Source organism: Wolbachia endosymbiont of Atemnus politus, assembly GCF_013309895.1.
Genome location: NZ_JAAXCS010000071.1, coordinates 1 through 7,003, shown reverse-complemented (window position 1 = coordinate 7,003; position 7,003 = coordinate 1). Strand labels below are relative to the sequence as shown.

The 7,003-nt window shown below is 35.5% G+C and carries 6 protein-coding genes; 3 read left to right on the top strand and 3 right to left on the bottom strand.

The genetic code is table 11. The annotated features are described in order from the left end of the window. The first annotated feature begins 261 nt into the window (after nt 1–261). The 3 genes from der (at nt 262) to HET73_RS05145 (ending at nt 3,086) form a co-directional block, all read left to right on the top strand. Nucleotides 262–1,587, top strand: coding sequence for a ribosome biogenesis GTPase Der (der, locus tag HET73_RS05155; RefSeq protein ID WP_174134131.1), 1,326 nt, complete (start codon nt 262–264; stop codon nt 1,585–1,587). Then, complete coding sequence (locus HET73_RS05150; RefSeq protein ID WP_174133352.1) at nt 1,584–2,126, top strand: disulfide bond formation protein B; 543 nt, start codon at nt 1,584–1,586, stop codon at nt 2,124–2,126. The genes der and HET73_RS05150 overlap by 4 nt, the downstream gene beginning before the upstream one ends. 81 nt (nt 2,127–2,207) lie before the next feature. Further along, complete coding sequence (locus tag HET73_RS05145; protein ID WP_174133353.1) at nt 2,208–3,086, top strand: aminoglycoside phosphotransferase family protein; 879 nt, start codon at nt 2,208–2,210, stop codon at nt 3,084–3,086. A gap of 687 nt (nt 3,087–3,773) precedes the next feature. Here the strand turns inward: HET73_RS05145 and gmk are convergent. The 3 genes from gmk to HET73_RS05130 all read right to left on the bottom strand — a co-directional run. Continuing rightward, complete coding sequence (gene gmk, locus HET73_RS05140) at nt 3,774–4,391, bottom strand: guanylate kinase (RefSeq protein ID WP_174134130.1); 618 nt, start codon at nt 4,389–4,391, stop codon at nt 3,774–3,776. 31 nt (nt 4,392–4,422) lie between these two features. Beyond that, nucleotides 4,423–6,216: a pentapeptide repeat-containing protein gene (locus HET73_RS05135; RefSeq protein ID WP_174133412.1), complete on the bottom strand. Its 1,794-nt coding sequence runs from the start codon at nt 6,214–6,216 to the stop codon at nt 4,423–4,425. Continuing rightward, nucleotides 6,209–7,003: ankyrin repeat domain-containing protein (locus HET73_RS05130; protein WP_174134129.1), on the bottom strand; the 795-nt coding region annotated here is incomplete at its 5' end. The genes HET73_RS05135 and HET73_RS05130, both read right to left, overlap by 8 nt.

Below are 7,003 nucleotides of genomic sequence, written 5' to 3'. Positions count from 1 at the left end.
TTCTTCGAGTTTTTCACACGATGCCCTAAATTCAGGCGTATCTTCATCCTCAGACTCATCCATAGCCTCATCTTCAAAATGTCTGACTTCATCTAGAGAACTAAGCTGCTCATTTATATCTTGATATCCCGTATATCCCCCTACTTGACATAATAAAACAAGAAATTCTAGTTATAGTATGCTCGCGTGATCTATAAAGTCAATAGTTAAATTGCAAGATTTCGGTTATAATTTACTGTGTATAGAAGGTGCTCTTAAATTATGCTAAAAATCGCTATAGTAGGCCTACCAAATGCTGGAAAATCGACTCTTTTTAATAGATTGGTGGGAAGAAAAGCAGCGGTGGTCAGCAATATTCCAGGGGTTACACGAGATAGAAGAGAAGGAATAGGCAGAATTAGCGATTTAGAGTTTAAAGTTATAGATACAGGAGGATGGAACGACCAAACTAATTTTTCACTACAAGTTATTGAACAAATAGAATTTTCTCTATCCAATTCAAACATCATTTTCTTTCTTGTCGATGCAAAAGTGCAAAATGAGCGAAACAAAGAATTTGCAAAGTGGCTAAAGAGAAAAATGAATAAACCTGTAATCCTCATAGCAAATAAATGTGAGAGTCATAAATCCGAAAATGTTGATTATTTGCAGTTTTTTGATTTTCTTGGCCCGGTGTATATCTCTGCCGAGCATAATCTTGGCATGGTTGATCTTTATGATGTATTAGCTGGTGTTATTGAAAATTTTAACGAGAACACTGAGTTACCTAATAATGAACTGAGTAGGCTGAGGATCGCAATCATCGGCCGTCCGAATGTTGGAAAGTCAACTTTTTTAAATGGTCTACTTGCAGAAAACAGACTAATAACAAGTTCAGAGCCAGGCACCACACGTGATTCTGTAGATATTGTATATGATCATAATGGGGAGCTAATTACTCTCATTGATACTGCAGGAATCCGCAGAAAGGCGAATGTTATAGATGACTTAGAATCAAGATTTGTTGAAAAAAGCTTAGAATCAATCAAGCGCTCTCATGTGGTAGTTTTAATGCTAGACTCCCTAGTTGGTATTGAGCAGCAGGATTTATCAATTGGTGAAGCTGCAATTAAGGGAGGGAAAGGGATTATTGTTGTTTTAAATAAGTGGGATTTAATAAATAAAGATGACAGGAGCAAGTTGATAAAATTTGTAAAACAACAGGAAGTAACTAGGTTATTCTTGGAAGTACCAACTATAACAATTTCTGCGTTGAAGGGTACGCGCTGTAGTGATGTGATAGATAAATGCCTGGAAGTAAACAAATCTTTGAACAAGAAAATCAGCACTGCAAAATTGAATAAGTGGCTGATTGATGCTTTGGATAGGCACTCTCACCCGCTTGTAAAAGGTAGGGCAGTTAGAATGAAGTATATCGCTCAAATTGGCACTAAACCTCCAGCTTTTTCTTTGATATGCAACATACCTGAGAGTGTTGATGAAAGTTATAAACGCTATTTAATTAATGACCTTAGAAGAAATTTCTTTACTGAAGGTGTACCAGTTAGATTACTTTTGAAAAAAAATAAAAATCCCTATATAAAATGAATACTCTGCTTTATACTTTGAAGAGTCTTTGTAGTAGTTTGCTTAAAATTATGCTTAATAACTCTAGAATTCCTACAATCTTTCTGCTGTCAAGTGCTGTTGCTCTAATTTTTGCGTACGTGCTAGAGTATTTTTTCAATATGTTGCCGTGTGAGTTATGTATATATGAGCGGGTAGCCTACTATATTGCAGGGTTGCTTGCAGTGGCATATATGCTCAAAGACAACAAAATTCTAATCTATGCGATGTTTTGCAGCTATCTCATCGATGCGATAATATCTTTTTATCATGTAGGCCTTGAGCTTCATTGGTTCCATGATATTTTAGGCTGTACAGAGCAAGCAAGTGGTAACGTTAGCGTAGAAGAGCTGAGAAATAATCTATTAAACCCTAATTACTCTCCATCTTGTGATAAACCTCATTATATTTTTGGCGTTTCCTTAGCAACATGGAATCTTATTTATCTTATAGCAGCTCTATTCGTATCAGGTAAGATGTATTGTGGAGAAAAGAAAAAATCTAAATCACTTAAAGTATAGCAACAGTAAGTTTTTGGAACTAGCATAAATCTTTTTGATAGGATTCTAATTTAGGTAAACAGAAGAGGTCTAGCATAGAGAATGGGTAATGAGCAAGTAATTATAGACATCACACTTGTGCGCAACTTAGTGGACACCCAATTTCCGCAATTTAGAGGGTTACATATTCGGCAGGTTGCGTTCAGCGGATGGGACAACAGGACATTTCACCTGGGCGAGCACATGCTTGTACGGATGCCAAGTGCCGAGAAGTATGCAATGCAGGTGGAAAAGGAACAAAAGTGGTTGCCTAGATTAGCACCTTTGCTGCCACTTTCAATTCCAGTACCTTTGGCAATGGGAGAACCTGGTGAGGGCTACCCGTGGCGATGGTCTGTTTACCGCTGGATTGATGGCGACACTGCTGCATCTGCGCACATAGCTGATCTGTGTGACTTCGCAACCAGTCTTGCACAATTTTTCATTGCTCTACAAAGTATCGATACAACAGACGGACTTCTTCCAGGACCACATAATTTCTATCGTGGAGGAGCACTAACAACCTACGACGCTGAGACAAGGCAGGCAATTACTTTCCTGAAGGGTAAAATAGATGCCGATGCTGTAATCGAGCTCTGGGAAGAGGCGCTTGAAACCACCTGGCAGGGTTTGCCGGTGCATGTCCATGGCGACGTTAGCACTGGCAACCTATTAGTGCAAGAAGAAAAATTGAGTGCCGTCATTGATTTTGGAGGATTGGGAATCGGCGACCCCGCTTGCGATCTAACAATTGCTTGGACGCTGTTTAAAGGAGAAAGCCGGGAAGTCTTCCGTGCAATGCTTCCGTTGGACGACAGCACTTGGATCCGCGGTCGCGCCTGGGCCTTATGGAAGGCTCTTGTTGATATCACAAACACAAACGCTGTTGAAGCTTGGCACACTATTAATGAAGTACTCAAAGATTATAAACGCAATCCATGAAGTATATGCGCACATTTGTACGAACATTGTGATTTGTTGTGTGGCAGATGGCGTCACGCTTGACACTGGGTCACTTTATAATATCATCCAAGTCCCTATGATGTCATCCCAGTGCCCAGACACCTAAGATCCAGAAAAAAATCCAGCGTAACGCCTTGAATTGCCTTAGCTACAAACATTAAGAAATTTACCAAGCGGAGAAAAAGGCAAAAGAAACCCCGTGATGCGAGTTTTGACCCTATAATACTGTAACTTGGCGCTGTAATAATGTGCTGACGCTTAGTTTAAGCGCGATTTTAGCTGCATGTGAAAAAATTTAAAAGACATGTAACCCCAATAATTTATATAATCCGCCAATAAATACCTTAAGTTTTTTACTAAATTTTTGTCATTGATCCTGCGCAGGTCAAAAACAAGTTTTGAGTCAGAAATACCCTTAACAGCATGATAATGAGGCTGGTGAGGTTTGTCAAGGGGTTTCTTTTTTTGTCTAACAGAAGTTTGTTATGCAAGAAGTCTATTCTTTACAACGCAAAAAACCTTCTATTTCCAACACTTTCTTTATCGCATAGTTAGCGTTTTTATAAACGGATCATTTCTTTCTGTCAGCGTCTCTTATCGATATTTGCCTCCAGTAACCCGGTAGTTTCATTCTTCGATTCATATATGAAACCTCCGGTTTTTATATCACTTTCTTTTTCGGTTTGACATACTTTTTTGAACTTTCCTTCTTTTAAGTCCTTCTTTCTTTAATATAGAGCTTATCTCTTCTACACTTTTATCAATATTATCATTGATTATTATATAATCATATTTATCACGCTTGCTCATCTCTTTTTGAGCCTCGGCTAATCTACGTTCTATTTCACTTGCACTGTCACTATCACGCTTTTGTAAACGTAACCTAAGCTCCTCTATTGAAGGGGGAAGTATAAAAATACTCACAACTTTCTCCCTCATAAGCTTAAATAAATGAAATGCTCCTTGCCAATCTATGCTCAGTAAAACGTTTATTCCACTTTTCAGATTTTGTTCTATAAAATCCCTTGGTATACCATAGAAATTCTCAAAAACCTTAGCATACTCAAGCATTTGACCAGCTTCGCATAATTCGTGAAATTTTTCCTCAGTAACGAAAAAATAGTCTTTTCCATTTACTTCACCGAGGCGAGGTTTACGTGTAGTCACAGAAACAGACCTAACTAGATCAGTTGATTGCTCAAGTAATCTCTCTAATATAGTAGTTTTTCCAGCACCAGAAGGAGAAGATAGAACCAATAATACACCTTCATTTTTTGTGGTCATTTTTCTTTTCTAAGTAAACAGAGCTTCTCATTTAATCAGACTTTGAATTTTTCAATATAGCACTTTTCAAATCAGATTTTAAAAAGCTAGAATGGTTTAGGTTAGAATTTAATAAATTGGTATCAATAAGAGAAGAATTATCAAAAACAGCATAGCGCAAATCAGTTTTTTCAAGGTTTGCCTTATTCAAATTAACATTTACAAACTTTGTTCTACTTAACATTGAACCAGAAAAATCAGCATTCTCTAGATTCATGTCCTTAAATTCGAAATAAGCATAATTTACATCAAATCTTTTATCCCGCGATATCTCTTCTTGCAAATCTTTAATTGAGGTTATAGCGTTTTCTAAACCTGTAAGCTTTTCCTGTCCTTTATTGTCAATCAAAATTGAATGATTAAACTTACAATCTGTTAAGTGAGTATCAACAACCGAACCTTTATATATGCTTGAAGAATAAAAAGATGTATTACTAATTGCTGAATTACTGAAATTGCTGAGAAAAAAGCCCGTTTTCTCAAAGGTATTATCATGGAACGAAGAAGATTTGAAATTGCTTTCAACAAAATTTGAATTAGTTACTTTTAGATTAGACCAGCTTGAGTTATCCGCTACTAAATTAAAAAACGTCGAACTTTCTATTTCACTAGAGTCAATACTATGGCGAGAAAGCCTGCTATTATAAATTTGAGAGTCTTGTACTTTTACCTTATACATAGAAGATACAGAAAGGTCTGTATCTTCTATCTTTGTAGAGGTAAATAACGAATAGTCAAAAAACGAGCCGCCCATATTAGAATTTGTAACTTTAGTATTATCAAATTTTCCATGGCGAATGTCAGAGTCAGAAACATCAACTTGATACAGTTCGCTAGAACTAAAATCAATATTAGATAAATCAGCATCATGAAAACTTACTTCAGAAGCATATGAATGTTTTACCTTAGAACCATTCAATATAGATTGAACAAAACTTGAATTATCACTGCTCACATAGGAGACTTGCGTGTTGCTTAAATTAGCTCTATTGAAGTTACTGTTGATTATAGCAGAAGAATTAAGACAAACATTAGAAAGATTGCTACCTGTAAAATCTGATTCCTTTATTTCTGCACCATATATATTAGCATTCTCTAATGAGGAGAATTGTATTTTTAGTTTATATGAATCCACTCCAAAAAAATTTGCGTTATTAAGATTGCTCCTCTGCACAACAGTATTGTTTATTTCACTATCGCCAAAATTCACATAACTAATATTCGAGTTTAACAAGCTAGAGAAATTCATTTTCACATTTGAAAAGTTAGTATGTAAACCAGTCATGTTGCACATTCTCACTTTTTTGAGATCAGAGCTGATAAACTCAGCATAACTAACATCAGACTGATTAAATATAATATCTGTCAAATTTGCAGAAACAAATTTTGCAAAACTCAAGTTTGTACCTTCTATTCTTATATCTTGTAGATTAGCATTAGAAAAATTAGTTCCACGTAGATCAGAATTAATAAAGGACACACCTGATAAGTCAGTATGAGAAAAATTAGCTCCAACTAGACTGACTCCATTAAAAATAGATCCGTTGAGGTACAATCGACTAAAATCAGCTCCATTTAAATCAGGACCAAAACCTTTTCCAAAATCTTCTGGCATGCCTTCTTTATGGCACTTCACCAGAAATTTAGTCAAGTCTTCTTTACTATAAGACACATATTTTATCTTATGTAAAGTGTCCAAAAAATCGCTAATCAAATCTTTTTTATCATTTACTTCATTTCCGTAACACAAATGACCAACTAAAATTAATATCAAAAATCTAATCATCTTCTTCATTGCACTGCAATTCATTATCTTCTTTTGTCTTCACAGCCCAATTATACATCTCTAGGCTTTCTTTGTTATCTATTCTCTTATGCTCTAAAAGACATGGTATCATTTCAGCAATTGCATTTACCATATCAATTCGTCCTCTTTTGATCGCTATATCAATAGGAGATTGAAGACTATTATTAACCACTTTAGGATCAGCACCTTGTAATAAGAGAAAGCGTACTATATCTACCTCATCTTGCTTAATTGCATAAATTAGAGGGGTATCCCCAAATTTATTTCTAAACTTTAATACCTCTTGAACTGTTAATCCAAGCTTTTCCAACTTACTTATTATTCCCCTCAAACAAACTAAGTTATTCTTTTTAATACAGTAAAAAAGCTGTTTACTGTAGTCATCAACAAACACGGTTGTCGGAAGATGCTCATTAAGATTATCATATTGTCGTTTATATATTGATTTGCTTTGTGTATTTTTATGATACCACTCTTTTATTGATTCCCTCTCTAACTTTGTCCATTTTTGTAAATTTTTCTCTTCCTCTTGTTTGTTTTTTTCATCTTTTTTAGTGGTGGAATTTTTTCCCTCAGCTAATTTTTTCATTTCTTCCTTTCCAACTTGACCATCCACCTTTTTTTCTTCTAATAATTTATCTGTATTGTTTTCTGAAGGCTTACTCTTCTCTACATCAATCTTTTTATCAACTTGTAGATCTTTTTGTGGATTAGCTGTGTCTTTATTCAAATCAGGACTTAAAGGCTCTGTTTTCAAATCTTTGCC